Annotated in this window: 21 protein-coding genes and 1 pseudogene; 14 read left to right on the top strand and 8 right to left on the bottom strand. The window is 65.6% G+C overall.

What is annotated here, in order from left to right:
- The first annotated feature begins 1 nt into the window (after position 1).
- From H9L16_RS13295 to H9L16_RS13250, 10 genes are read left to right on the top strand one after another with little or no spacing between them, the layout of a single operon-like run.
- Positions 2 to 613, top strand: a complete 612-nt coding sequence (locus H9L16_RS13295) for a LolA family protein (protein ID WP_187552144.1) — start codon at positions 2 to 4, stop codon at positions 611 to 613.
- Positions 606 to 2,987, top strand: a complete 2,382-nt coding sequence (locus H9L16_RS13290) for an MMPL family transporter (protein ID WP_187552143.1) — start codon at positions 606 to 608, stop codon at positions 2,985 to 2,987. Before H9L16_RS13295 ends, H9L16_RS13290 begins: the two co-directional genes overlap by 8 nt.
- Positions 2,984 to 4,222 (top strand): NAD(P)/FAD-dependent oxidoreductase, encoded by a 1,239-nt coding sequence (locus H9L16_RS13285; protein WP_187552142.1) that lies wholly within the window; start codon positions 2,984 to 2,986, stop codon positions 4,220 to 4,222. Before H9L16_RS13290 ends, H9L16_RS13285 begins: the two co-directional genes overlap by 4 nt.
- Positions 4,210 to 4,782: a DUF3261 domain-containing protein gene (locus tag H9L16_RS13280; protein ID WP_187552141.1), complete on the top strand. Its 573-nt coding sequence runs from the start codon at positions 4,210 to 4,212 to the stop codon at positions 4,780 to 4,782. Before H9L16_RS13285 ends, H9L16_RS13280 begins: the two co-directional genes overlap by 13 nt.
- The gene (locus H9L16_RS13275) at positions 4,779 to 5,960 is read left to right on the top strand and encodes a beta-ketoacyl-ACP synthase (RefSeq protein WP_187552140.1); all 1,182 of its coding nucleotides are present in this window, start codon (positions 4,779 to 4,781) and stop codon (positions 5,958 to 5,960) included. The genes H9L16_RS13280 and H9L16_RS13275 overlap by 4 nt, the downstream gene beginning before the upstream one ends.
- A complete protein-coding gene (locus tag H9L16_RS13270) occupies positions 5,960 to 6,424 on the top strand; it encodes a hotdog family protein (RefSeq protein WP_187552139.1) in 465 nt (154 codons plus the stop codon). The genes H9L16_RS13275 and H9L16_RS13270 overlap by 1 nt, the downstream gene beginning before the upstream one ends.
- Positions 6,421 to 7,149, top strand: coding sequence for a 3-ketoacyl-ACP reductase FabG2 (locus tag H9L16_RS13265; protein ID WP_187552138.1), 729 nt, complete (start codon positions 6,421 to 6,423; stop codon positions 7,147 to 7,149). The genes H9L16_RS13270 and H9L16_RS13265 overlap by 4 nt, the downstream gene beginning before the upstream one ends.
- Positions 7,150 to 7,172: 23 nt before the next feature.
- Entirely contained in the window at positions 7,173 to 8,402 is a 1,230-nt protein-coding gene (locus H9L16_RS13260; RefSeq protein WP_229796464.1) for a beta-ketoacyl-ACP synthase, read from the top strand.
- A 20-nt stretch (positions 8,403 to 8,422) separates the two neighbouring features.
- Positions 8,423 to 8,863, top strand: a complete 441-nt coding sequence (locus H9L16_RS13255; protein WP_187552136.1) for an excinuclease ATPase subunit — start codon at positions 8,423 to 8,425, stop codon at positions 8,861 to 8,863.
- 1 nt (position 8,864) lies between these two features.
- On the top strand, positions 8,865 to 9,551 hold the full coding sequence (locus H9L16_RS13250) for a 4'-phosphopantetheinyl transferase family protein (RefSeq protein ID WP_187552135.1): 687 nt from the start codon (positions 8,865 to 8,867) through the stop codon (positions 9,549 to 9,551).
- Between the two features lie 86 nt (positions 9,552 to 9,637).
- Here the strand turns inward: H9L16_RS13250 and H9L16_RS13245 are convergent, their stop codons facing one another.
- On the bottom strand, positions 9,638 to 10,513 hold the full coding sequence (locus H9L16_RS13245) for a copper resistance protein B (RefSeq protein WP_187552134.1): 876 nt from the start codon (positions 10,511 to 10,513) through the stop codon (positions 9,638 to 9,640).
- The gene (locus H9L16_RS13240; RefSeq protein WP_187552133.1) at positions 10,513 to 12,255 is read right to left on the bottom strand and encodes a copper resistance system multicopper oxidase; all 1,743 of its coding nucleotides are present in this window, start codon (positions 12,253 to 12,255) and stop codon (positions 10,513 to 10,515) included. Before H9L16_RS13240 ends, H9L16_RS13245 begins: the two co-directional genes overlap by 1 nt.
- 273 nt (positions 12,256 to 12,528) lie before the next feature.
- Between H9L16_RS13240 and H9L16_RS13235 the strand changes: the two genes are divergently transcribed.
- The 4 genes and pseudogenes from H9L16_RS13235 to H9L16_RS13225 all read left to right on the top strand — a co-directional run bounded on the left by H9L16_RS13235 (position 12,529) and on the right by H9L16_RS13225 (position 17,184).
- A complete protein-coding gene (locus tag H9L16_RS13235; RefSeq protein WP_187552132.1) occupies positions 12,529 to 13,626 on the top strand; it encodes a sensor histidine kinase in 1,098 nt (365 codons plus the stop codon).
- Positions 13,623 to 16,700 (top strand): EAL domain-containing protein, encoded by a 3,078-nt coding sequence (locus H9L16_RS13230; protein WP_187552131.1) that lies wholly within the window; start codon positions 13,623 to 13,625, stop codon positions 16,698 to 16,700. The genes H9L16_RS13235 and H9L16_RS13230 overlap by 4 nt, the downstream gene beginning before the upstream one ends.
- A gap of 91 nt (positions 16,701 to 16,791) precedes the next feature.
- Positions 16,792 to 16,875, top strand: a pseudogene (locus tag H9L16_RS16590) (hypothetical protein); the annotation flags it as partial.
- 42 nt (positions 16,876 to 16,917) lie between these two features.
- The gene (locus H9L16_RS13225) at positions 16,918 to 17,184 is read left to right on the top strand and encodes a hypothetical protein (RefSeq protein WP_233449392.1); all 267 of its coding nucleotides are present in this window, start codon (positions 16,918 to 16,920) and stop codon (positions 17,182 to 17,184) included.
- A gap of 185 nt (positions 17,185 to 17,369) precedes the next feature.
- On the opposite strand, the gene H9L16_RS13220 is transcribed toward H9L16_RS13225, so the two are convergent.
- The 6 genes from H9L16_RS13220 to H9L16_RS13195 form a co-directional block, all read right to left on the bottom strand.
- Positions 17,370 to 18,365 (bottom strand): hypothetical protein, encoded by a 996-nt coding sequence (locus H9L16_RS13220; RefSeq protein ID WP_187552129.1) that lies wholly within the window; start codon positions 18,363 to 18,365, stop codon positions 17,370 to 17,372.
- Between the two features lie 44 nt (positions 18,366 to 18,409).
- Entirely contained in the window at positions 18,410 to 18,829 is a 420-nt protein-coding gene (locus H9L16_RS16585; protein WP_187552128.1) for a DUF4124 domain-containing protein, read from the bottom strand.
- An 86-nt stretch (positions 18,830 to 18,915) separates the two neighbouring features.
- Positions 18,916 to 19,446 (bottom strand): hypothetical protein, encoded by a 531-nt coding sequence (locus H9L16_RS13210; RefSeq protein WP_187552127.1) that lies wholly within the window; start codon positions 19,444 to 19,446, stop codon positions 18,916 to 18,918.
- A 35-nt stretch (positions 19,447 to 19,481) separates the two neighbouring features.
- On the bottom strand, positions 19,482 to 21,044 hold the full coding sequence (locus H9L16_RS13205; protein ID WP_187552126.1) for a sodium/sugar symporter: 1,563 nt from the start codon (positions 21,042 to 21,044) through the stop codon (positions 19,482 to 19,484).
- 156 nt (positions 21,045 to 21,200) lie between these two features.
- Positions 21,201 to 23,744, bottom strand: coding sequence for a glycoside hydrolase family 3 protein (locus H9L16_RS13200; RefSeq protein ID WP_229796463.1), 2,544 nt, complete (start codon positions 23,742 to 23,744; stop codon positions 21,201 to 21,203).
- 14 nt (positions 23,745 to 23,758) lie between these two features.
- Positions 23,759 to 25,183 carry a sugar porter family MFS transporter gene (locus H9L16_RS13195; protein ID WP_187552124.1) on the bottom strand — a complete coding sequence of 475 codons (1,425 nt, stop codon included), beginning with the start codon at positions 25,181 to 25,183 and terminating at the stop codon, positions 23,759 to 23,761.
- Positions 25,184 to 25,205: the final 22 nt, after the last annotated feature.

Genomic DNA, 25,205 nt, shown 5'->3' with positions numbered 1-25,205 from the left:
CATGCGGCGCGCATTTTTTTGGTTGATCGTGATGCTGTTCGCGATGGCAGTGCCAGCGCACGCAGCCGATGGCGACGGCGTGCGTGCGCGGTTGGCGAAACCGGCGGTGCTGCGCGGCCAGTTCGAGCAGCAGAAGCAGTTGCAGGGCTTCCGCAATCCGCTGAAGTCGAGCGGCGATTTCCTGTTGCTGCGCGATCGCGGCATCGCCTGGAACACGCGAAAACCGTTCGCGTCCTCGACCCGGCTGACCCGCAAGCGCCTGCTGGCGACGATGCCGGATGGCAGCACCCAGGTACTGATCGACGCTGGCGCATCGCCCGGCATGGCCGCGGTCAACGCGCTGTTGATGGCGCTGGTGGCCGGCGACCTCGACGCACTGGCCACGAGTTTCAGCCTCAAGGAAACCCTGCGCGCCGATGGCGGCTGGTCGCTCGCCTTGCAGCCGCGCGATGCCGCGCTGAAACAGGCTTTCAACCGCATCGTGCTGGATGGCGACCGCTACGTGCGCGGCGTCGAGATCGTGGAGCCGGCGGGAGATCGCACCCGCATCCGTTTCAGCGGCCTGCGTGAAGCACCGCCCGCAACCAAGCAAGAGGCGGCGCAGCTTGACTGAAGCGGCGGCATCGCCGGCTTCTGCAGGCAGCCGCGCGTGGCGCTGGCTGGCCTGGGCGTGGCTGCTGGTCGTGCTGGCGCTGGGCCTGCAACAGGTCGTGTTCTGGCGTGCCCCGGCGATCGATACCGACATCATGGCGTTGTTACCCGGCGCAACCGAAGACGCACGGCTGGCTGCAGCGAACCAGCGCCTCGCCGAAGCGGTCACCGGCGACGTGGTCGTGCTGCTGTATGCGCGCGACTGGCCATCGACTCACGCCGCAGCGAAAGCTTTCTCCACCGTCGTCATCGCCAGCAAGACGCTACGCGTGGTGGGCGCGGATGATGCCGATGCGCTCTCCAAGGCAGTCGCGTTCCATGCACCGCATCGCCAGGGCCTGCTGACACCGACGCAGCGTGAGTGGCTGCGATCCGCGACGCCGGATGCGATCACCGACATGGCGATGGCGCGCCTGTACTCGCCGGTCGGTGGTGGGCTGGGACGCTGGCAGGACGATCCGCTCGGGCTGTGGCCGGCGTGGTGGCAGGCACGCGCCGGGCAGGGCATGCAACTTCGCGATGGCGTCGTCGCCGTGCGCGATGCTTCCGGTCGCGATTGGGCGCTGTTGCGCTTCCAAAGCGCGCAACCGGCGTTCCGGCTCGATGGCGACGCACCGCTGCAGACGACACTCGATGCCGCCAGTCGAGATGCACGCAAGGCCGCCGGTGGCAGTCTCGAAGTGCTGCGTGGTGGCGTGCCCCTGCATGCGGAGGCGGCCGCATCGCGCGCCGCATTCGAGGTCAACACGATTGGCCTCGGCTCGCTGTTCGCCGTGCTGCTGCTGGTCTGGTTGGCGTTCCGCAGCCTGCGACCGATCGCGCTCGTTGGTGCCTCGCTGCTGGTCGGCCTGGCCGCGGCGATCGCGGTGACCAGTTGGACCTTCGGCCAAGTGCATCTGATCACCCTGGTGTTCGGCGCCAGCCTGGCGGGTGTGGCAGAGGACTACGGCATCCATTACTTCGCCTGCCGGCAGGGCCACCCCGAAGTGCCGCCGCGTTCGATGATGCGACGCCTGTTGCCGGCGTTGGCGCTGGCCCTGCTGACCAGCGTGCTGGCCTACATGGCGCTCGGCATCGCGCCATTCCCCGGCTTGCGACAGATGGCGGTGTTCGCGACGACGGCATTGACTGCGACCTTCATCACCGCGGTGTTGTGGTTCCCGTGGCTGGATACCGGGACACCGCGGCACAGCCGCTTCGCCGCATGCATCGCCGGCAGCCTGGCGCACTGGCCGCGCTTGCGGCCGAATCTGGTGGGCGGCGCGCTCGCGCTGGTGGTCGTGTGCTTCATCGGCGGCGGTCTGCAACGCCTGCAGACCAGCGACGACCTGCGCGGATTGCAGGCATCGCCGCCCGAACTGCTGCGCGACGAAATCGCCATCGGCAAGTTGTTGGGATTGCCCAGCCCGGCGCAGTATTTCCTGGTCGAAGGCGAGGACGCGCAGGTTGTGCTGCGTGCCGAAGAACGCCTCACCACTGCCTTGCAGCAACAGGTCGATGCCGGCCGCCTGCAGGGCTGGCGCGCGGTGTCGGATTCGCTGCCGTCGTTGCAACGGCAACAGGCCGATCGCGATCTCGTGATCCCGGCGGAGGCGCTGGCGCGCACGCGTGTGGCCGCGATGCTCGGTGAGCCATCGCCCGCGGCGACCGCCGCCGCAGTCGCGTCGTTGCAAGTGGAGGAAGGACTGCGCCAGCCTCTATCCGCGCCACTGCGTCCGCTGTGGCTGGGCGACGTCGATGGTCGCCATGCCAGCATCGTGATGCTGCAGGGACTCAAGCCTGCGCATCTTGTCGCAGTAGCGGTGGCTGCGAACGGGATCGAGGGCGTGCGCTGGATCGATCGCACCTCCACGTTTTCGACGTTGCTGCATCACTATCGCCTGCAGATGGGCTGGCTGTTGCTGGCGGGCTACATCGCCGTGGGTCTTGCGTTGTTGGCGCGCTTTCGCCGCAACGCCTGGCGCGCGTGGGTGCCCACCGTGCTTGCCGCGCTGTTGAGTCTGGCTGCACTTGGCTGGCTGGGCGTGCCGCTGCAACTGTTCGGCGTGCTCGCGCAATTGCTGCTGCTGGGCCTGGGCGTGGACTACGGCATCTTCCTGCTGGAACACGAAGGCGACGGCGCGAGCTGGCTTGCGGTCTGCCTCGGTGCCGCCAGTACCTTGCTCGCGTTCGGCCTGTTGTCGCTGTCGGCCACGCCGGCGCTGCACGGCTTCGGATTGACCCTGTTGTTCGGCATCGGCCTGGTCTGGCTGCTGTCGCCCTTTTTCCGCCCGCATGCCCGCCCGCCCGCATCCGCGCCCGCGATTGCGAAGGCATCCATCATCGAGACGCCATGAGTCCACGCATCGAAACCGCCGACATCCTCATCATCGGCGCCGGCCCGGCCGGCAGCGTGGCTGCGGCCTTGTTGCGCCAACAGGGCAGGGACGTGCTGGTGCTGGAGAAGGAACAGTTCCCGCGCTTCTCGATCGGCGAGAGCCTGCTGCCGCAGAGCATGGCCTACATCGAGAAGGCCGGCATGCTGCGCGCGGTGGTCGAAGCCGGCTTCCAGTACAAGAACGGAGCCGCGTTCGCGCATGGGGAGAAGCGCACGCAATTCGATTTCCGCGACAAGTCCTCGCCGGGCTGGGGCACCACGTACCAGGTGCAGCGCGCCGACTTCGACAAGGTGCTGGCCGACGAAGCCGAGCGGATGGGCGCGACGGTGCGCTATCGCCATGAAGTACTGGCGGTCGATGTCGAAGGCGAGCGTCCGCGCGTGCAGGTGCGCGCACCAGACGGCGAGGAATACACAGTCGAAGCCGGCTTCCTGCTCGATGCCAGCGGCTTCGCGCGCATCCTGCCGCGCCTGTTGAAACTGGAGAAGCCCTCGGGCTTCCCGGTACGCGGCGCGATCTTCACCCATGTGCGCGACAACATTGCGCCGGGTAGCGCTGCGTTCGACCGCAACAAGATCCTGATCACCGTGCATCCGCAGCACCAGGATGTCTGGTACTGGACGATTCCGTTCTCTAACGGGCGCTGCTCGCTGGGCGTGGTCGCAGAGCAGTCGTTCCTGGCCCGCTACGAAGGCAGCGAGAGCGAACGCCTGCGCGCCATCGTCGGCCAGGATCCGGGGTTGTCTGCCGTACTTGCGGATGCGGAATGGGATACGCCTGCACGGCAGATCGTAGGGTATTCGGCGAATGTCGAATCGCTGTGGGGCCGCAATTACGCGCTGCTCGGCAACGCCGGCGAATTCCTCGACCCGGTGTTCTCTTCCGGCGTCACCATCGCGTTCACGTCGGCGAGCCTCGCCGCCGATTGCCTGGCGCGACGGACGGCAGGCGAGGTCGTCGATTGGGAAGCCGAGTACGGCAAGCCGTTGCGTGGCGGCGTGGATGCGTTCCGCCGCTTCGTTGATGCGTGGTACGCCGGCGGTTTCCAGAAGATCATCTTCCACGAAAAGCCGAATGCCGAAATCCGCCGGATGATCTGCTCGATCCTGGCCGGCTATGCATGGGATCGCAGCAATCCGTATGTCGCCGAAGCACGCCGCCTGAAGATCCTGGAGGAAGTGTGCGGCGGCTGATCGGCCTGTTGCTGTCGGCGCTGCTGCTGGCCGGCTGCGTCGCGCAGCAAGCGGCCGTGGCCGAACGCAAGGCATTGGCGGCGTCGATGCCGATGCTGCGGTTGCCTCCGTCGGCATTGCCGGGCACGCTGGCCTTGCAGCAACGGCTTGCGTTCCGTCACGGCGACCGCCGCGAGACCGTCGACGCCCTGGTCGAGAACGACACCGGCAGCACACGGCTGGTCATCCATGCGCAGGGCCAGGTCGCCTTGCGGCTTGAGTGGGACGGCAAGCAACTGACGCAGACGCGTGCGCCATGGTTGCCGAGCGAACTGGATGGCGAGCGCGTGCTGTCCGACCTGCAACTGGTGTTCTGGCCGGTCGATGCGATCGCGTCGGCGTTGCCGGAAGGTTGGTCGTTGCGCGACGACCAGGGGCAACGCGTGTTGCGCCAGCGCGAGACCATCATCGCCACGGTCGAGTATCCGCAACCGATGCAAGCGCGACTCGACCAACGCGCACTGGGCTACATGCTGGAGATCAGTTCCAGCGAAATCGAATCGATGGAGGACACGCCTTGAGCGCGTTCTACCTCAACGAACTCGGCATCGCCTGCGCGCTCGGCCGCGATGTCGATGACGTCGCTGCTGCGCTGTTCGCCGATGACGCACCACGTGGCGTGGCGTCAAGCGATGCGTTTACCGGCGCGCCGACCGCGCTCGGGCTGGTGCCGGGCGAGTTGCCGTCGCTCGACGATGTGCCGGTCGAGCTGCGTGGTCGCAACAACCAGTTGCTGCGTCTTGCGCTTGCACCGCTTCGCGCATCGGTTGCAACTGCGATTGCGCGATACGGTGCCGATCGCGTCGCCGTGGTGCTGGGATCGAGCACCTCGGGCGTCGGCGAAAGCGAGGACGCGCATCGACATTTCCTCGCCCATGGCACGTGGCCGGACTCGTTCCATTACCGGCAGCAGGAAATGGGCACGCCGGCGATGTTCGTGGCCGCGGAACTCGGCCTGCGCGGCCCGGCGCACGTGATCTCCACTGCGTGTTCGTCCAGCGCGAAGGCGATGGCCTCGGCCGCTCGGCTGTTGAAGGCAGGCATGGCCGATGCCGTGGTCACCGGTGGCGCGGATTCGCTGTGCCGGTTCACCGTGGCGGGTTTCGCTGCGCTCGGGGCAGTGTCGACGCAACGCTGCAACCCGTTCTCGGCGAATCGCAACGGCATCAACATCGGCGAAGGCGCGGCACTGTTTTTGATGACCCGCGAATCCGGCCCGGTGCGGCTCGCGGGCTGGGGCGAGACCGCCGATGCCCACCACATGTCCGCGCCGGATCCAGCAGGCAAGGGCGCGGAGCACGCGATCCGCGAGGCGCTGGCGCGTGCCGGCATCGACGCATCGGACATCAATTACGTGAACCTGCACGGCACCGCGACCCCGCAGAACGATGCGATGGAAGCCGGCGCGGTGCAACGCACGCTGGGGATCGAGGTGCCCTGCAGTTCCACCAAGCCGTTGACCGGTCATGCGCTCGGCGCGGCTGGGGCGATCGAGGCCGCGCTTTGCTGGATCGCAATCGCGCGCAATCCGGCGCATTGTTTGCCGCCGCACTGGTGGGATGGCGTCGCCGATCCCGCGCTGGCGCCGATCCGCCTGGCAATGCCGGGCGAACGCAGCGAGCGTCCGTTGCGGCATGTGTTGAGCCAGTCGTTCGCGTTCGGCGGCAGCAATGCCGCACTGATCCTGAGTGCCGCTTGATGGAAGCGCATGACGCCGCCGTCGAACGCCTGGTGCCGCATCGCGGCGGCATGCTGTGGATCGACCGTGTCATCCATTGCGATGCGGACGGGGTCATTGCCGAGGCCACCGTGCATGCGCATCACCTGCTGGCCGACGAACACGATCCCGGCCTGCCGGCCTGGCTCGGCATCGAATACATGGCGCAGGGCATCGCCGCCTGGGCCGGCGGGCGCGCCCTGTCGCGTGGTGAGCCGGTCAAGCCCGGCTTCCTGCTCGGCACCCGTCGCTACCATTGCCACCAGCCGTGGCTGCCGTTCGGCCTGCGCCTGCGCATCGAATGCCACCGCGAGCTGATGGGCGACAATGGCCTGGGGATGTTCGCCTGCCGCCTGCTCGATGGCGAGCGCGAAATCGCCAGCGCCAATGTCTCCGTGTTCGAACCGCCAGATCCCGACCTCTACCTCAACGACCCACGCTCATGACCGACCGCTGCATCCTCGTCACTGGCGCCAGCCGCGGCATCGGCCGCGCGATCGCGTTGCGACTCGCCCGCGACGGTTTCGATATCGCCGTGCATTGCCGCAGCCGCCGCGACCTTGCCGAAGCCGTCGTCGCCGAGATCGAGGCGCTGGGCCGCAACGCCCGGGTACTCGAATTCGACGTCGCCGACCGCGCCGGCTGCGCCACCGCGATCGACGCCGACATCGCCGCGCATGGCGCGTACCACGGCGTGGTCTGCAATGCCGGCATCGCCCGCGACAACGCCTTCCCGGCGATGACCGGCGAAGAGTGGGACACGGTCATCCACACCAACCTGGACGGTTTCTACAACGTGCTGCAGCCCTGCGTGATGCCGATGGTGCGGCGTCGCAAACCCGGTCGCATCGTGACGTTGTCGTCGGTGTCCGGCCTCGCCGGCAATCGTGGGCAGACCAACTACAGCGCGTCCAAGGCGGGCATCATCGGCGCGACCAAGGCGCTGGCGCTGGAACTGGCGAAGCGCGAGATCACCGTCAATTGCGTCGCGCCCGGTCTGATCGAGACCGAGATGCTGCCGCCCGAAATCATCGATGAGGCGATGAAGATGATCCCGCTGCGGCGTGTTGGCAAGCCGGACGACGTGGCCGCAGCGGTCGCCTATCTGATGTCGGACGATGCGTCGTACGTCACTCGCCAGGTGATCTCGGTCAACGGAGGCATGTTGTGAGTGCTGCGAATGGAAATCGCCGTGTGGTCGTGACGGGCCGTGGCGTGCTGGGCCCGCTCGGTCATGACTGGCCGACGGTGCAGGCCTGGTTGAAGACCGGTCGCAACGCGGTGCGCCACTTCCCCGAGTGGGGCGAATACAAAGGCCTCAACTCGCGACTCGGGGTGCCCGCGCAGCCGTTCGAGCTGCCGGACCATTACAACCGCAAGGCGACGCGCTCGATGGGCCGGGTCGCCTTGCTGGCCACGCGCGCAAGCGAGCTCGCCCTGATCGATGCCGGCCTGCTTGGCGATCCGTTGCTGAAGAGCGGCAAGGTCGGCATTTCCTATGGATCCTCTGCGGGCACGCCGTCGTCGATGAGCGACTTCGGCCGCATGCTCGCCGAGTTCAACACCCAGTACATCAACGCGACCACCTACATCCGGATGATGGCGCACACCGCGCCGGTGAACATGGGCGTGTTCTTCGGCATCACCGGTCGCATCGTCACTACCTCGAGCGCGTGCACCTCGGGCAGCCAGGGCATCGGCTACGCCTACGAAGCGATCAAGGCGGGCAAGCAGGTGGCGATGCTCGCCGGTGGCTCGGAAGAACTGGATGTCACCGCGACCACCGTATTCGACACGTTGTTCGCGACCAGCAGCGACAACGATGCGCCGGAGACCACGCCGCGGCCCTTCGATGTGTCACGCAGTGGCCTGGTGATCGGCGAGGGCGGCTGCACCCTGGTGCTGGAAGACCTGGAACATGCACTCGCGCGCGGTGCGACGATCCACGCGGAGATCGTCGGTTTCGGCACCAACAGCGATGGCCAGCACGTGACCCAGCCGAATGCCGCGACCATGGCGCAGGCAATGCGGTTGTCGCTGGAGGATGCTGGCTTGTCGCCTGACGCGATCGCCTACGTCAATGCGCATGGCACCGCCACCGAACACGGCGACATCGCCGAAACCACCGCCACCCACGCCGTCTTTGGCGAACGCATGCCGATCAGTTCGCTGAAGAGCTACACCGGCCACACCCTCGGCGCCTGTGGCGCGATGGAGGCCTGGGTGACGCTTGAGATGCTGCGCGAGGGCTGGTTCCATCCCACCGCCAACCTGCGCGATGTCGATCCGCGCTGCGGCGCGCTCGATTACATCCTGCCCAGCGAACCGGGTGGCGGCCGCCTGATCGACGGCGAATACGCCATGAGCAACAATTTCGCCTTCGGCGGCATCAACACCTCGCTGGTGTTGCGCCGCTGGTCCTGACTCAACAGAGGAATCCACGCATGCGCCGACTGACCCTTGCCCTTGCCACCGTGCTGACCCTGGCCGCGGCTCCCGCTGCCGATGCCCGCGACACACGCCACCAGTTCGACATCGCCACCGCGATTGCCGCCGGCAAGGCCGATGGCACCCTGGATGGTTCGGTGCAGTTCCACTTCAAGGGTGCGCGTGCGCCAGCGGTGACCGATCGACTCGGCGCAGCCAATACCAACCGCAAGACCAATGCCTTCGGCAAGAGCGACGCCACCGCCTGCCAGTGGGTGTTCCTGGGCGCGATGAAAGCGCTGCAGGCAGCCGCGAAGGAGCGCGGTGCCAACGCGGTGATCGACATCGAAAGCAACTACAAGAACCAGGTGTTCAGCAGCGCGACGCAGTACGAATGCGGCGCAGGCGGACTGATGGCCGGCGTGGCCCTGAAGGGCGTATACGCCAAGGTCAAGTGACATGGCAACGATGCCGGCCGCGCGAGTGTGGCTCGGCCGGCTCGATGCGTTAAGCGATCACCTGGGCGAGGACTGGCTGAGCGACGACGAAGCCAAGCGCCTGCAGGCGATGACCGCCGACGTGCGCCGGCGCAGTTTCCTGGCGGGTCACTGGCAGGCACGCGTGCTTGCGGCGGACTTGCTGCTGATCGATTCGCGGAGGATCGCGCTGTATCGGTACGATGATGGGCGTCCGCAACTACGCGTCGATGGGCAGCCGTCGCTGCTGTCGTTGTCGATCAGCCACAGCGGCGACTGGCTGGCGATTGCACTCGCGACGGTGCCGGTGGGTGTCGATGTCGAATTGCCGCGACGTACGCGTGACCTGCGCGCACTTGCACGATTCACGTTTTCACCGGAGGAAGCCGCCGGCCTCGATCGGCTGGACGATACCGACTACAGCCTCGCATTCCATCGGCTGTGGACCTTGAAGGAAGCGCGCGGCAAGCGCAGTGGCACCGGCCTGTTGCCCGGCGAATCACGACGCGTGACGTCGTTGCCGAGCAATGTCGACGATGCCGAAGCCACCAGCTGGATCCTGGGCGATGGCGCGCTGTCGGTGGCGATCGCGCCGGGCATGCAGATCGAGATCGATGGCGGGGAAGGGCTTCACACGCCTGCGCACTGGCGGTATCGCAAGGACGTGTGAGTCCGGGCGGGATTGCGTCGGAGAATCGGGGAAGAGCCGCGGATGCGCTGCGCTTATCCGGGCTACAAGGGCGTGAGCAGCGCCTCTCAGAACCAGAATCGCACGCCCGCCACCCATCGCGTCTCGTGCGCGTCATCACCAGGGGCACGTGCAAAGTCCGCGGTCTTGCCGAAGCGAACCGCGCGCTCGATGCCGATGTAGGGCGCGACTTCGCGGCGCACTTCGTAGCGCAAGCGCAGGCCGGCATCCACTTCACCCAGCCCCGAGCCGATCCCGCGCACTGCATCGTTGCGACCAAGCGCTGTCGCCTCGATGCGCGGCTGGAGGATCAGCTTGTTGGTGAGCAGCAGTTCGTATTCGACTTCCGCCTGCAGCATCGATTGCCCACCCTCGCCGATATAGACGGTGGCCTGCACCTCGAACTTGTAAGGCGCCAGGCCTTGCACGCCGATGGCAAGCCAGTCCTGTCCGTGGTGGCCCAAGCGTTCGTTCGAGATGTCGTGGCGCACACCCGCCAGCACGTCCCACCACGCATTCACCGGCTCGCCCCACAGCGCTTCGATGTTGGCCTCGGTGCCGTGGTTACGCTCGCGCTCGCCTTCGCTGCGCAGCCAGAGACGCCCGCGGTCATGGCCGAACCATGCAGTGCCTTCCCAGGCGACTGCGTCGCCTTGCTGCCACTCGAATCGATCCGCCATCACCATCCACACGAAGGGATCGTCGTCCATGTGCGCGGACATGTCGTGGCCGTGCAGGTCGGGGAACGCGGCGGCGCGGTCGGCATCGGTGAGGACAGGGGAGCGATAGTCGCCGGGTGCGTCATCGCCAGTCGTGTGTTCGCGATGTTGCGCGTGTTCGTCCGTCGTGGTCGGCGACGATGGCGGCATCGCGTGCTGCGAGTGATCCTGGGCGAATGCGGATTGCATGCACAGCAGCAGGCCGATGGCGAGTGCGCCGCGCATCATTCCTCCACCCGCACTTCGCGCATCATCCCGGCTTCCATGTGCATCAGCATGTGGCAGTGGAACGCCCAACGACCGAGTGCATCCGCAGTGACGCGGAAGCTCCGTTTCGTGCCCGGCGGGATACTGACGCTGTGCTTGCGCACCAGGAACTTTCCGTCGGCATCCTCCAGGTCGCTCCACATCCCGTGCAGGTGCACCGGGTGTTCCATCATGGTGTCGTTGACCAGGGTGAAGCGCACGCGTTCGCCGTATTTCAGCCGCACCGGTTCGGCATCCGAGAACTTGATGCCATCGAAGCCCCAGACGAAGCGCTCCATGTGCCCGGTCAGGTGCAGCTCGATCTCGCGCGATGGTTCGCGGTCGTCATCGGGCACCTGCAGGCTGTGCAGGTCGGCGTAACGCAACACGCGGCGGCCGTTGTCGCGCAGGCCGATGCCGGGATCGTCCAGCCGCGGCGTCGGCGACATCGTCTGCATGTCGACGAACGGATTGCCGGTCTCGCTGGCCGGATGCGCCTGCATCGGTGTCGACATCGGCATCGACATCTTCGAGTGATCCATGTTCGCGCCGCAGCTCATCTCTGCAGTCGACATCGCATGACTGCCGTGGCCCATGTCGTCCATCGTCAGCAAGGCGCGCTTGTCGAGGGCGGGGGAGGGCGCGCGCATGCCCATCCGCGGAGCGAGGGTGATGCGTGCGTGGCCGCTGCGATCCATCGCCTGCGCGAACACCACATGGGCCTCGTCGCGCTCGGGTTGCACGATCACGTCGAAGGTTTCCGCCGGCGCGATGCGGAATTCGTCGACCTCGACCGGCTGGATGTTCTGTCCGTCGGCGGCAACGACGGTGAGCTTCAGGCCGGGAATGCGCACATCGAAGAAGGTCATCGCCGCGCCGTTGACGAAGCGCAGGCGCACGCGCTCGCCGGGCGTGAACAGGCCGGTCCAGTCGTCGTCGGCACGGCGGCCGTTGGCGAGGTAGGTATAGGTATTGCCGTTGACGTCGGCGAGGTCGGTGGGGCTCATCCGCATCGCCCCCCAGGCCTTGCGATCGGCGACTGCAGCGGTGATTCCATCTTCGCGTGCATCGCGCAGGAAATCGCCGACGGTGCGCTTGTAGAGGTTGTCGTAGTCGCTGCGCTTCTTCAGCCGCGCGAACAGCCGATGCGGATCCATGTCGGTCCAGTCGGACAGCATCACCACGTAGTCGCGGTCGAAGGCGAAGGGCTCGGGCTCGAGCGGGTCGACGATCAGCGCGCCGTACACACCTGCCTGTTCCTGCAGGCTGGAATGGCTGTGGTACCAGTAAGTGCCGGACTGCCGCACCCTGAAGCGGTACAGATAGTCGCCGCCGGGTTCGATACCGTGGAAGCTCAGGCCCGGCACGCCGTCCATGTTGGCCGGCAGCAGGATGCCGTGCCAATGGATCGCGCTGGTTTCGGCGAGCGTGTTGCGCACGCGCAGCGTCACCTCGTCGCCTTCGCGCCAGCGCAGGATCGGGCCGGGCAGGGACCCATTGACGGTGATCGCCGACGCCGCGCGACCGGTGATGTTGACCGGCGTGCGACCGATGCTGAGATCGAAGTCCTTGCCGGCGAGCACGCCTGACTGGTTCGGCGTCGCCAAGGCCCACACCGGTTCGCGCCACAGGCCCAGGCCTGCCGCTGCGCTTCCGAGGGCCATTCCGCGCAGCAGCCTGCGTCTCGTCGTATCGGGGAAGCGACTGGTCTCGTCGTTCATCGTGCTTCAGGAAGCAGGCGAATGCTGTTCGACAGGTGAACCGCCTTGCCTGCATCGCGGGGGGGGCGACAGGGTAACCCGGGAGCGGGTGCCCGCCTCGGGTTCGATCATTCACGCTATCCCTCGCATGTGACCCGAAAGCAGCAGTGCTCGGTCGCCCTGCGTGAATATTGCCACTGGTCGCGCGCAGGCGGGGGGCGTAGGCTCGACAAGCCCTTTGCCGGCGCCAGCAAGATGGCGTTCCGGTTGGCAGATTGTCGAGGACGAATCGAAATGCCTGGCAAGGTCGATCAGAATCTACACGACCTGCTCGAAGCGATGCCGGATGCCATCGTGATGGTGGACGGCGACGGCCGCATCGCGCTGGCCAACAGCCAGGCCCAGGGCCTGTTCCGCTACGAACGCGCGGAGATCCTCGGAAGACCGATCGAATACCTGCTGCCGGAGCGCTTTCGCGTCAACCATGCGGCGCATCGCAACGGCTTCTTCGCCCATCCGCGCGCGCGCGGGATGGGCGAAGGCCTGGACCTGTACGGCCGACGGGGGGATGGCGAGGAGTTCCCGGTGGAAATCAGCCTGAGCCCGGTCCAGACCGCAGCCGGGCCCATGGTCCTGAGCGCGATTCGCGACGTCACCGAGCGCAAGCGCGTGGAGGCCTCGCTGCTGCAGGCCAGCCGGCTCAAGAGCCAGTTCCTGGCCAACATGTCGCACGAATTGCGCACCCCGCTCAACGGCATCATCGGTTTCTCGGAGCTGCTGGTCGACGGCAAGGCCGGCGCATTGACCGACCGCCAGCACAGCTTCCTGCTCGACATCGCCAGCAGCGGCAACCACCTGCTTCACCTGGTGAACGACCTGCTGGATATCTCCAAGATCGAGGCCGGCCGCATGGAGTTGCACGAGGAGATGTTCGACCTCGCCACCGCCATCGAGGAGGCATGCGCCGTGCTGGCGACGATGGTCGCGAGCAAGCAGCTCGAGCTGTCGTGGGCGCTGGAGGATGGGCTGGTCCACGTACGGCTGGACCGCCAGAAGTTCAAGCAGGTCCTGCTGAACCTCGCATCCAACGCGGTCAAGTTCACCGACACCGGCGGCAGCGTACGCGTCACCGCCCGCCGGGTCGGCAGCGACCTGCTCCTGTCCGTTCGCGATTCCGGCATCGGGATCGCGGAAGGAGATCGTGCGCGCCTGTTCGTGGAATTCGAGCGGCTCGACCCCACCAATGCCGAGCGTCGCCCCGGCACCGGGCTGGGCCTGGCCCTGACCCGGCGGCTGGTCGAACTGCAGGGCGGGCACATCCGGGTGGAAAGCCAGCTCGGCATCGGCAGCGAATTCGTCGTGACCCTGCCGATGCGCGAGGCAGCGGGGTGAGCAGGCGCATCCTCATCGTGGACGACAATCCGACCAACCTGAGGCTGGCGGCGAGCGTGTTGTCGCTGGAAGGCCATGAGGTCGAGCAGGCAGCGGATGCGACGGAAGCGCTGGCGTGCCTGGCGAAGGCATTGCCTGACCTGGTGCTGATGGACATCGCCTTGCCGGGCATGGACGGGTTGACCCTCACCCGCCTGCTCAAGGCGGACCCGCGGCTGCGCTACATCCCGGTGGTCGCGCTGACCGCATTCGCGATGAAGGGAGATGAAGAGAAGGCCCGCGACGCCGGCTGCATCGGCTACCTGACCAAGCCGATCGACACCCGCCGATTCGCCGGCCAGGTCGCGGCGTTCCTGCCGCCGGAGTCCTTCGGCACGATCCTGATCGTGGACGACAATCCCACCAACCTGCGGCTGCTTCGCGCCCAACTGGAAGCGGAAGGCGTGACCGTCATCGAGGCCTGCCACGGCGAAGAAGCGCTGCAGCGCCTCGCGTCGACGGAGGTATGCGGGGTCATCTCCGACATCCTCATGCCCCGCATGGACGGCTACCGCCTGTGCCTGGAGATCCGTCGCAATCCGCAGTTCGCGGACCTGCCCCTGATCCTCTACACGAGCACCTACAACTCGCCCGCGGATCGCACGCTGGCGCGCTCGGCCGGAGCCGATGCCTACATCGCGAAACCCGCGCCGGTGCATCAACTGCTGGGCGCCCTGCGCGAGGCGAAGGAACGCATCCGTCCCGCGCCGGTATCGGTCGCGGAACTCGAGGACCCGGTCCTGAAGCAGTACAGCGAATCGCTGATCCGCAAACTCGAGGAGAAGAGTTCGCAACTGGGCGAAGCCTACGCGGGGCTGGCGCAGACCGAGGCACGGCTTTCGGGCCTGGTCGAATCGGCACTCGACGCGATCATCGCGCTCGACGAATCCCAGGCCATCGTGCTGTTCAACGCGGCGGCCGAACGCATGTTCGGTTGCACGCGCGAGGCGGCGATCGGGATGCAACTGGAAACCTTCATCCCTCCGCGTTATCGCGAGGATCACCGCCACCAGGTCGGTGCCTTCGGCGGGGGTGATGAAGCGGCCCGTACCATGGGCAGTCGCATGGTCTGGGCGCAGCGCCACGACGGCGTCGAGTTCCCGGTCGAGGCATCGATCTCCCGCCAGGGCACGTCCCGTGGCTGGCTCTATACCGTCTTCCTGCGCGACATCACCGAACGCTATCGGACCGAGCAGGCGCTGGCCCGCAGCGAAACCGGCCTGCGCCGCGTGAACCGCGTGCTGTCTGTGCGAAGCGGCATCAACGCATTGATCGTGCGTGCGGCCAACAGGGACGAGTTGCTCCAGCAATCGTGCCGGATCGCAGTGGACGCGGGCCAGTTCCCGAAGGCGTGGATCGGGCTGCTGGACGATCCTGCCGGCGGGCTTGTGTTGACCGCAGGTGCGGGCGTCGGCGCCGACGAAGAGTCTCTGAAGGATCTCCAGCGCCAGATCGACGCACCGGAACTGATGAGCGGCGAATGGGCGCAGTCGATTCGCGACGCCAGGCCGGTGGTGTTCAACCATATGTCGGCCGACCACCCTCTGTTGGCCGCGGCGATGTCCGCAGGCACCAAGTCGGTGGCCTTGCTGCCGCTGGCGAATAACGGCCGGACCATCGGCGTCATGGTGCTGCACGCCGCCGAGGCCGGGTTCTTCGACGAAGACGAGATGAAGCAGTTGTCCGAGATGGCGCGCGACATCGCGTATGCGCTCGAGAACCTCGGGCGCTCGGAGCAGTTGCGGTTCCTGGCGAATTACGACGCGCTGACGGGATTGCCCAATCGCGCCCAGTTTTCCGATTACCTGACCCGTGCGCTGCGCGGGCGGAACACCACCGGCGAGATGTTGGTGGTGATGCTGGTGGACCTCGAGCGTTTCCGCCGCGTCAACGAGACCCTGGGGCGCGACGCCGGCGACGCGCTGCTGCGCGAGTTCGGCAACCGCATGCATGCGCACAACGAAACAGCCGCCCGGCTGGGCATGGATGTGTTCGCGGTGAAGCTGGGCGGCGTGGATTCCGCGAGCGACATCGTGCACGAGTTCAAGCGCCTGCGTGATGCGTGCTGCGGTCCTCCCTGCGTCCTCGCTGGCGAGTCGATCCGGATCGGTTGCCGTGCCGGCGTGGCCGTGTTCCCCACCGATGGCGATCACGCGGAAACGTTGCTGCGCAACGCAGAAGCAGCGCTCCGCCGCGCCCGCACCGCCGGCGAGTCGCTGGTCTTCTATGCCCCCGAGCTGAATGCGCGCGCGGCCGACGCGATGGCACTGGAGTCGCGGCTCCGGCGCGCGATCGACCAGCAGGAATTCGTGCTGTATTACCAGCCCAAGGTCACCCTGGCCGACCGGCGTATTTGCGGTGTCGAGGCGCTGATGCGCTGGATGGAGCCGGGGCAGGGCATGGTGCCACCCGGGCAGTTCATCCCCGTCCTCGAGGAGTGCGGCTTGATCGGCGAAGTGGGGCAGTGGGCCCTGAAGAAGGCCCTGCACGACCAGTCGGAATGGCGCAACGCCGGACTCCACGCGCCGCGCGTCGCAGTGAACGTGTCGCCGCTGCAACTGCGACGCCCCGACTTCGCCGACGACATCGTTGCGCTGGTCGCGCGCTCCTCCAGCAACGAACTGGAACTGGAGATCACCGAGTCGGTGATCATGGACAACGTCGAGCGCAACATCGATGCGTTGGGCATGGTGCGCGCCGCAGGCGTCAGCGTGGCGGTGGATGACTTCGGCACCGGCTATTGCTCGCTGTCGTACATCGCCAAGCTGCCGGTGACGTCGCTGAAGATCGACCGCGCATTCATCGTCGGCATGTCCTCGGGTCCCGAAGGCATGGCCATCGTTTCCAGCATCATCGCCCTGGCGCATGCGCTCAAGCTGAAGGTCGTGGCGGAAGGCGTCGAGACCGAAGAACAGGCGCGCCTGCTGCACCTGCTGCGTTGCGACGAGGCCCAGGGTTACCTGTTCTGCCGGCCGGTCCCGGCCGAGACCATCACCGCGCTGCTGCAGCGGGACATGCCCTTGCCGATGGAGTAGCCGAGATTCCGGATGCGCCGATGCGGCGTTCTCCGACGGACAGGTGCCGAGCTGGCGCGCAGGATAGAATGAAACCCATCCGGAGCCGGACATGCGACATCTCTGCCTCGTGCTGTGCCTGTTCCCAGGGCTTGCGTCGTCCGGAACGCTCTACAAATGCGTGAATGCAGCTGGGCAAGCCAGCTACCAGGCCTCGGCGTGTGCGCAGGGCCAGCGCATGGACCGCGTCATCGAATTCGTGCCGGTTCCGGATACGCAGCCCGCCGTTGCAGAGTCCCGTCGTAGCGCGTCGGCCTCGAGCCGCGCCCGCAGTCGATCGGGCTATCGTCGAAGTAGCGCATCCGGCGCTCGCAAGTCGGAGGATCCGTGCAGGCAAGCCAAGGCGAACAGGGAGAAGCAACTCGAGCGGCTCGGCTTGAAGCGCACGTTCGACGACTTGAGCCGGCTGGATGCGCCGGTGAGGAAGGCCTGTCGCGGGTTCTGACTCTCTTGTACTTTTACATAATAGGCATTATGCGAAGTTTGCGACGGGGTTGTCCCTGCTCTGGTTTTGGCTGCGTTGGTGCCTAGACCGCGGACGCTTGCCGGCACCGGCAAACATGGAGGCTGATAGACACAGGTCCGAGGTCCCGCCATCAGGCGGCTGCAACACAGTCCATTCCCAGCCCATTAGGTCGGGTCGCGACTATTAGGGCTAACAAACGTCATTCGCGAAGTGTCGAGATGCACCCTGAACCGTACCGGCCAAGCCGGATCAATGTGGTCCTCGTTGATTTGCATAATCATCAGCGGTGGCTGGATCAGCTCGTTCAGGGCGAACATCACCACATTTTCAGCAATTCCACGGACGTACGCGGTCTGTTCAATAGCGTCTTCCGCGATGAACTTTGGTGCCGTCGCTTTTGCGCCCGTCAACTCCCACGTCGGCGCACTTATGGCTCTTGGGCCAGCAAGGTGGAAATTGCGCAGCACTGTCGTGGTATCACCTGGATGTTCATCGAAATTACGCAGCAAGATTAAGTTCTCGATTCTCTCGACATTGGCATGCACATACTTGTACATCATTGAATCAACGCCAAGCTTGGCACCGACTCGCTTCGCCAAATCCTTGAAATTATTGTCCTTCCTGTCGAGTTCCAGCAAGGCAAACGCGAACTCGCAGATCTTGCGAATTGATCGATTCAGATGGACAAGGTAGGTCGAGGCTTGCGTCTGCAGCGAAGGGTGCTGAGGCAATTTCATGCTCTGCCCTTCCTGCCAAAACCCGCTCTGCTTGATTCCTTCAATTATGCTGTCGACATCTGTCTTCAATTGATTCGCAATGTCTTCACACGATAACAGCGCGTCTTTGCAGGCATGAAGCACTGTCAAGGCGCGTTGCCTCTCGGCTGCACTGAGTGGCGCCGACTGCATGCACTCATGTGTCTGCAAAATGAGGCGTGCAATTGTCAGATTCCGCGACCCTGCATCGGCAACCAGCGTGGTAACGAAAGTGGATTCCGGGCTGAAATCCTTACGTGACATATCTCCTGTTGGGTGCTGTAGCCGATAAGTTTGATTCTCCGTGTAAATCTCGAAAAACCCATCGTATGCGATGAGTGAGCGACGCAGCGGCATCTTGAGATCAAATGGAAAGGGTGCGCCACTTGCCGGATTCGAGTCCATATACGCCCTGCAGGGTTGCTAGCTCTTGTGAATGCACATCGAAGCTACGGATTCACTTCGCAATGTCTTCGAATCTCGGACTCAAGTCTTCTTAGCAAATCAATATTTCGATTCAACTTGAAATCCGCCTGCACCCGGTTGTACTCCTGCCGAGCAATTGCGCAAGACGCACGTCGTGATGCTGCAGCTGAGTTTCCGCGACTGGGAGCCACGTATCGATATTGCGGTTGATTTTCGCGCGCCTGGCGTCTGCGCCATTCCTGATCGCGGTTGTACCGTTCCCACAACTCTGCGTTCGTAGGTTGCCGATAGTCACCAGACCAAACCTTCTCAGGCGGCTTGGTGCCCCCGCACGGAAAGGATTGATAGAGCGGCTGACCCTTGTGGTCGCGGCACTTGTAGATCGTTTGCGCGCACAGGGAGGGCGCGAGCACAGACAGCAAGATGAGCAGCACGAATCGCATGGCATTCCCCCTGCCCTGCATCGTACCAACGATCACACTTGCGTCTAGACCGTGAATTTCTCACATCGACTACGGCTGCGGATCGCCTACTGCAACCCAACATCCGCCACATAAAACGTAGGCAAGGTCTCGCCCGTCGGATTCTGGATCCACAGCCCGGACACGTTCGTGTCGTTTGCGCCGAGCGTCTCCAGCGGCACCTCGACCTTGGTCCATCCGGTATTGCTGATCTTGACCAGCTTGCCTGCACCGATCGGCTTGCCATCGGGCGCGAGCAGGAACAGCCTCACTTCCGCGTCGGTCGCCTTGCTCTGCACCAGCAGGTTCAAGGTGCGATAGCCGGCAGTACTGAAAGGCTCGTGGTGGAGATAAAGCGACGCATAGGGCTCGGCATCCACCGCGATCGGCTTGCGTGCGGCACCTTCGGCACCGACCGAGAGCCGTGTCTTCGCCCAGCTCCAGTTCTGCCAGCCTGGTGCCAGTGCATTGGCGTAGATCGGCATCGGCTTGGCGGCAGGTTGTGCGGGGGCATCCTGCGCGATGGCGCTGCCCCACCCCATCGCCATGACCAGCGCCGTCATTGCGACGCGCCAGCGATTCGAGTGATTCGTGTGCATGCGTCCTCCTGCGTGCGGTGGATAGCGGGTTGGCGTTACCAGAACAAGGCGTACAGCGCGGCCAGGATCGCGAGCACCGCGATGCCGCCAATATTGAAGACCGTGCCGGTGCTGTAGTCGACGTTGCGGGTGTCGATGATGTCCTTCTCCGGCGCGTGCCGGGTCAGCAACGACACCACGACGGCCAGCGCCAGCGCGAGCAGGAACACCAGGCCGACGCGATCGATGAAAGGCAGCTCCGGCCACGCCAGTTTCAGCACGATCGACAGCACGAACGAACCGATCGCGGCCGCGAGTGCGCCGGCTTCGTTGGCGCGCTTCCAGAACAGGCCCAGCACGAAGATCACCACGATGCCCGGGGTGAAGAAGCCGGTGTATTCCTGGATGTACTGGAAGGCCTGGTCGAAGCTGCCCAGCAGCGGCTTGGCGGCGAGGATGCCCAGCAGCACGGCGACGATCGCGGTGATGCGGCCAACGCGCACCAGCTTCTGCTGGTCCGCCAGCGGCTTCATCTTGGCGTAGAAATCCAGGGTGAAGATCGTCGCGATCGAATTGATCTTCGACGCCAGCGACGCCACGATCGCGGCGACCAGCGCGGCGAACACCAGGCCGAGGATGCCGGTGGGCAGCAGGCGCATCATCGTCGGATAGGCCTGGTCGGGCTTGTCCAGGCCGGGCGCCAGCATCACCGCGGCGATGCCCGGCAGCACCACGATCACCGGCATCAGCAGCTTGAGGAAGGCCGCGAACAACACGCCCTTCTGCGCCTCGGCGATGTCCTTGGCCGCGAGTGCGCGCTGGATGATGTACTGGTTGAAGCCCCAGTAGCTGATGTTCATGATCCACATGCCGCCGACCAGCACGCCGATGCCCGGCAGGTCCTTGTAGAACGGGTTGTCCTTGTCGAGGATCATCTCGAAGTGGCCAGGTTGCGCCTCCCGCAATCTGTGGAAGCCGGCGAGGATGCCGGCGCCCTCGCCCAGCTGGTTGAGGGTCAGGCCTGCGACCAGCAGGCCGCCCAGCACCAGCAGCGTGACCTGCACGATGTCGGTCAGCGCGACCGCCTTCAGGCCGCCGTACAACTGGTACAGCAGCGCGAACACGCCGATCAGCACTACCGCCAGCATCTGGTCCATGCCGGTGACCTGCGAGACCGCGATCGCGCCGAGCCACAGGATCGAGGTGACGTTGACGAACACGTACAGGCCCAGCCAGAACACCGCCATCAGCGTGCGGATGCGGCTGCCGTAACGTTGTTCCAGGAACTGCGGCATGGTGTAGATGCCGTTGCGCAGGAACACCGGCAGGAACCACTTGCCGACGATCAGCAGCGTCGCCGCCGCCATCCATTCGTAGGACGCGATGGCCAGGCCGATGGCATAGCCCGAGCCGGACATGCCGATGATCTGTTCGGCCGAGATGTTCGCCGCGATCAGCGACGCGCCGATGGCCCACCACGGCAGCGACCTGCCGGCCAGGAAGTAATCCTGCGCGTCTTTCTGGTGGCCGGCTTTCTCGCGCGAGACCCACTGCGCCAGGATGAAGATGCCGGCCAGATAGGCCAGCACGATGGCGATGTCCAATGTCCCAAGACCCACGGCCCCACTCCTGCAGTTGGACCGGCCGGCGCGAATCCCCTCGCGCCCATCGGCAGGCGAACCGCACGCTGCGGCCCGCGATGATTCGACGATGCGCTGGCCCTCCCTGCCCGCGCATCCGGGGGCGGCTTGCGCCGCCGCCCGCATCATGCCCTGCTACTTCGCCGGACAGGCGACCGTGGCTTCGGCTTCGTTCAAGGCGCCCAGCGCGATCCGCGAGACCGACAACTGCAGCGCCGCGCCGCTTTCCAGCACCGGCACCTGCACCAGCTTGGACACGTCGGCACCAGCGGCCACGAAACACTTCAAGGGCACGCCGACGACCTTCCATTCGCCTTGCGGAATCGCAGCCAGTGTCTTCTGCAGGTCGACGCGGCCCGAGCAGCCATCGCCACAGCCCACGCCCAGCCAGACTGGTGCGGTCACTGCACTGTCGCGGCGAACGGTGAGCTGCAACTGCACGTCGCCATTGCTCTCGCGGGTGACATCGAGCGGCTTGCCCGATACCAGCAACCAGCTGGCCGGCTTGCTGCCGGTCCATGTCAAGCGACGCCCGTCTTCCTGCGCCTTGTGGTCGACTGCGGCCAGCGAGAGGCTGCCGTCGGCAAGTGCGACCGGCACCGTGGTCGCCGGCATGCCCGCCTGCCCCGCATTCGACAACTGCATGGCCAGGCCCAGCGACGGCTTGCCCTTGGCGAAGTACACGCCGCCGGCGGATTGCTCGCCCTCGATGCCGGAGACTTCCGGCAATGCGGCCAGCGTGCCCTTGTCCGCATAGGTCAGGCCGAAACCGAATGCGAACAGCGGGTCGTAGTCCTTCTGCCCGACGTTGTTGGCGTACTGCGTCGCGGTGCGCGGCCAGCTGAAACTCAGCTTGCCCTTGAAGTCGTGCTGCACGCTGCCGTCGGCCTTGCGCAGCAGCACATCGGCGATGCCCGCGCCTTCCGAGCCCGGCAACCATGCGGCCACGAACGCGTCGGCGGCATTGATCTCGCGATTCATCCACAACGGACGCCCGCTCAGGAACACCGCGACCACCGGAATGCCCTCGGCCTTCAACCGCTTGATCAGTTCGAGGTCGACGTCGTTGCCAGGCTTGTACAGCAGGTTCGGCAGGTCGCCCTGGAACTCGGCATAGGGGTTCTCGCCGAACACCACGATGGCCACATCGGGCTTCGCCGTGTATTTGCCTTCGATCGACAGTTCGGCATTGCCGCCCGCGGCCTTGGCCTGCGCGGCGATGCCTTCATAGATCGAATCCGCATTCGGGAAATCGCTGCGCTTGGTGCCGGTGCCCTGCCAGTTCAGCGTCCAGCCACCGGACTGCTTGCCGACATCGTTGGCACCGTCGCCGGCGACGAGGATGCGCTGCTTCGGCTGCAGCGGCAGCACGCCGCCGTTGTTCTTCAGCAGCACCAGCGATTCGCGCACGGCCTGCCGTGCGATCGCGCGATGCTCGGGCGCGCCGAGCAATTCGAACTTGCCGCCGACCGTGCGTTGCGAGGGCTTGCCGGCCTCGAACAGGCCGAGCCGGAACTTCACCCGCAGGATCCGGCGCACCGCATCGTCCAGGCGTTCCTTGCTGATCGTGCCGGCCTTCGCCGCGGCCAGGGTGGTCTCGTAGAACCCCTTCCACGAATCCGGCGCCATCGCCATGTCCAGGCCGGCATTGATCGTGGCCGGGCAGTCGTCGTTCTTGCAGCCGGGAATCTGGCCGTGGCCGTTCCAGTCGCCGACCACGAAGCCGCCGAACTGCATCCGACCCTTCAACGCATCGGTGAGGAACGGCTTGTTGCCGTGCATGCGCACACCGTTGACGCTGTTGAACGAGGCCATCACCGTCTGCGCGCCCGCCGCAATGGCGGTCGGATAACCAGCGGCGTGGATGCGCACCAGCGTGGCTTCGTCAACCGCGGTATCGCCCTGGTCCTTGCCGCCGGTGGTGCCGCCATCGCCGAGGAAGTGCTTGGCCGACGCGATCACCCTGGTGCCGTCGAGGAATTCCTGGGATCCGACCTTGCCCTGCAGGCCTTCGACCATCACGCCCGCGTAGCTCGCAACAACCTCAGGCGATTCCGAATAGCCCTCGTAGGTGCGGCCCCAGCGGTCATCCTGCGGTACCGCGACGGTCGGGCCGAACGCCCACTCCATGCCGGTGGTGCGGGTCTCGATGGCGGTGACTTCGCCGATCCTGCGCATCAGCTCCGGGTTGCGCATCGCGCCCAGGCCGATGTTGTGCGGGAACAGCGTCGCGCCCACGATGTTGCTTTGCCCGTGCACGGCATCGATGCCATACAAAATCGGGATGGCCTTGCCGCCCTGCGAGACATCCATCGACGCCTCGTAGAACGCATCGGCCTGCGCGAGCCATTGCGCGGGCGTGGCGTCGTACTTGCCGCCGGGATCGGAATTGCCGCCGGCGAGCACCGAACCGAGCCGGTACTTGCGCACGTCCTCCGGGGTGATGCTGGCGATGTCGCCCTGCACCAGCTGGCCGACCTTCTCTTCCACCGTCATGGTGGCGAGCAGTTCGTCGATGCGCTTTTCAAGCGCGGGATCGGCGGTCAGCGGCCAGCTCACGTCCGGCCACGGCGAGGCCGCGGCTGCAGGCTGCGATGCAGTGGGCTTCTCCCGTGCCCCGCCACAACCGGTGATCGCGAAGGCAATTGCTGCGGTCAGAGCGACACGTCGGAACATCATCGAATGCATTGTGCTCATCCCTCCATCTGCTCCAGTTCCCTGCCTTTGGTTTCGTGCACGAACTTCAGCACGAAGAACACCGAGATGAGTGCGGCCGCGGCGTACAACCCATAGGCAGCGGCCAGGCCGATCCCGGCCAGCAGCATCGGGAATGTCCAGGTGATCAGGAAGTTGGAGCCCCATTGCGCCAGGCCGGCCACCGCAAGTCCGGAACCGCGGATCTGGTTGGGGAACATCTCGCCCAGCATCACCCACATCACCGGGCCCCAGGAAACGTTGAAGAAGATCACGTAGACGTTGGCCGCCACCAGCGCCAGCACGCCCATGTTGCCGCTCAACTGCAGCTTGCCGGCCGCATCCAGCGAACCGTTGGCGAACGCGAACGCGACCAGCGCCAGGCTCACCGCCATGCCGGCGGAGCCGACCCACAACAGCGGCTTGCGACCGACCTTGTCGATCAGCAGCACGGTGACGATGCAGGCACCGATGCTGAGTGCGCCGGACAGCACGTTGATCAACAGCGCATCCTGTTCGGAGAAGCCGACGGCCTGCCACAGCACCGCGCCGTAATAGAACACCACGTTGATGCCGACCAGCTGCTGGAACGTCGCAAGACCAACGCCGACCCAGACGATCGGGCGGATCTTTCCCGTGCTCTTGCTGAGGAGGTCCGACAGGCGCGGCCGATGATGATCCTCGGCCAGCGAGGCTTCGATCTCCACCAGCTTGCGCGCGCCCTGGTCCGTACCGTACAGGCGCGCCAGTACCGTACCGGCGCGCTCGCGCAGCCCGCGCGCCACGAGGTAGCGCGGGCTTTCCGGGATGAAGCACAGTGCGATGAGGAACAAGGCGGCCGGCGCGAGCTCGATCCAGAACATCCAGCGCCAGGCCTCGTAGCCCAGCCACAACGGTGCCAGCGACGACGTGGCGACCTTCGCCAGCAGGTAGTTGCTGAGGAACGCGGCGAACAGGCCGGAGATGATCGCGATCTGCTGCACCGTCGCCAGCCGGCCGCGATAGCGCGCCGGTGCGACCTCGGCGATGTAGGCCGGCGACATCACGCTGGCCGCGCCCACCGCGAACCCACCGATGATCCGGTAGACCACGAACTCCATCGACGAGGTCGCGATGCCCGAGCCCCAGGCCGAGACGATGAAGAACACCGCCGCCCACAGCATCATCGTGCGGCGGCCATAGCGATCCGCCAGGGTGCCAGCGAACCACGCACCGACCGCGCAACCGAGCAGCATCGAGGCGACGTTGAAGCCGGTCACCGCCGCATCGGAGCCGAAAGCCGCCTTCAGTCCGTCGACGGTGCCGTTGATCACGCCGCTGTCGAAGCCGAACAGGAAACCGCCGATCGTCGCCACGCAACTGATGAGGATGATGAGGCGGGTGTTCTCGCCGCCGATGGAGCGTTCAAGCGTGGCGCTGGACATGGGTCTTCCCTCCCAGGAATGG

Origin of the sequence: Thermomonas carbonis (assembly GCF_014396975.1) — a bacterium.
Lineage (GTDB): Bacteria > Pseudomonadota > Gammaproteobacteria > Xanthomonadales > Xanthomonadaceae > Thermomonas > Thermomonas carbonis.
Note: the sequence above shows the minus strand (reverse complement) of the source record. Positions and strands in the feature narration are given on the sequence as shown.

What these genes read in the sequence shown, in the direction of transcription:
- H9L16_RS13195 (WP_187552124.1), bottom strand. Translation starts at nt 25,183, where the DNA reads ATGTCCAGCGCCACGCTTGAACGCTCCATCGGCGGCGAGAACACCCGC.
- H9L16_RS13285 (WP_187552142.1), top strand. Translation starts at nt 2,984, where the DNA reads ATGAGTCCACGCATCGAAACCGCCGACATCCTCATCATCGGCGCCGGC.
- H9L16_RS13265 (WP_187552138.1), top strand. Translation starts at nt 6,421, where the DNA reads ATGACCGACCGCTGCATCCTCGTCACTGGCGCCAGCCGCGGCATCGGC.
- H9L16_RS13235 (WP_187552132.1), top strand. Translation starts at nt 12,529, where the DNA reads ATGCCTGGCAAGGTCGATCAGAATCTACACGACCTGCTCGAAGCGATG.
- H9L16_RS13220 (WP_187552129.1), bottom strand. Translation starts at nt 18,365, where the DNA reads ATGGACTCGAATCCGGCAAGTGGCGCACCCTTTCCATTTGATCTCAAG.
- H9L16_RS13200 (WP_229796463.1), bottom strand. Translation starts at nt 23,744, where the DNA reads ATGATGTTCCGACGTGTCGCTCTGACCGCAGCAATTGCCTTCGCGATC.
- H9L16_RS16585 (WP_187552128.1), bottom strand. Translation starts at nt 18,829, where the DNA reads ATGCGATTCGTGCTGCTCATCTTGCTGTCTGTGCTCGCGCCCTCCCTG.
- H9L16_RS13270 (WP_187552139.1), top strand. Translation starts at nt 5,960, where the DNA reads ATGGAAGCGCATGACGCCGCCGTCGAACGCCTGGTGCCGCATCGCGGC.
- H9L16_RS13240 (WP_187552133.1), bottom strand. Translation starts at nt 12,255, where the DNA reads ATGAACGACGAGACCAGTCGCTTCCCCGATACGACGAGACGCAGGCTG.
- H9L16_RS13210 (WP_187552127.1), bottom strand. Translation starts at nt 19,446, where the DNA reads ATGCACACGAATCACTCGAATCGCTGGCGCGTCGCAATGACGGCGCTG.
- H9L16_RS13295 (WP_187552144.1), top strand. Translation starts at nt 2, where the DNA reads ATGCGGCGCGCATTTTTTTGGTTGATCGTGATGCTGTTCGCGATGGCA.
- H9L16_RS13225 (WP_233449392.1), top strand. Translation starts at nt 16,918, where the DNA reads ATGGACCGCGTCATCGAATTCGTGCCGGTTCCGGATACGCAGCCCGCC.
- H9L16_RS13250 (WP_187552135.1), top strand. Translation starts at nt 8,865, where the DNA reads ATGGCAACGATGCCGGCCGCGCGAGTGTGGCTCGGCCGGCTCGATGCG.
- H9L16_RS13255 (WP_187552136.1), top strand. Translation starts at nt 8,423, where the DNA reads ATGCGCCGACTGACCCTTGCCCTTGCCACCGTGCTGACCCTGGCCGCG.
- H9L16_RS13245 (WP_187552134.1), bottom strand. Translation starts at nt 10,513, where the DNA reads ATGCGCGGCGCACTCGCCATCGGCCTGCTGCTGTGCATGCAATCCGCA.